Raw genomic sequence first — 548 nt, 5'->3', positions numbered from 1 at the left:
GTTCCGGCCGATGGGGGGCGGATTCCCTTTGACTTCAAACCCGGCCAGTTCGTGCAACTCACCATCGAGCCGACGTCTGGCAAGCCCGCGAGCCGGTCCTATACGATCGCATCGTCGCCGGGGCAGGTCGAACATCTCGAACTAACGATCAAACGCGAGGAACATGGGTTGGTCTCGCGCTACCTGCACGACACGGTCAAAGAGGGTGATCTTTTAAAGATCGCGGGTCCATCGGGTATGTTCACCTTTACGGGTGACGAGGCAGACTCGATCGTCCTGCTGTCCGGCGGCGTAGGCATCACACCGATGATGGCGGTCCTGAGATACCTGACCGATATCGTCTGGCCTGGCGAGATCTACTTCGTCTATTCCGCTCATGCCAGCATCGACTATGTGTTTCGCCAGGAAATCGAGTGGCTGGAACGTCGCAATGACAAACTGCACGTTATTGCCACCATGCGGCGGTCGCCGGGGACAGAGTGGTCGGGGCCGGAAGGGCGCATCACGAAGGAACTGCTTCAGCAATCGGTGCCAGATCTCACAAACCG

At 58.6% G+C, this 548-nt stretch carries 1 protein-coding gene; it reads left to right on the top strand.

Going from position 1 to position 548, the window contains the following annotated elements:
* The coding region (locus GOB81_RS17450) for an FAD-binding oxidoreductase (protein ID WP_242010343.1) at window positions 1-548 on the top strand (548 nt) is incomplete at both ends.

It is taken from the genome of Acetobacter conturbans (assembly GCF_011516755.1).
In the GTDB taxonomy this organism is placed as follows: domain Bacteria; phylum Pseudomonadota; class Alphaproteobacteria; order Acetobacterales; family Acetobacteraceae; genus Acetobacter; species Acetobacter conturbans.
This window is presented reverse-complemented; position numbering and strand designations above follow the sequence as displayed.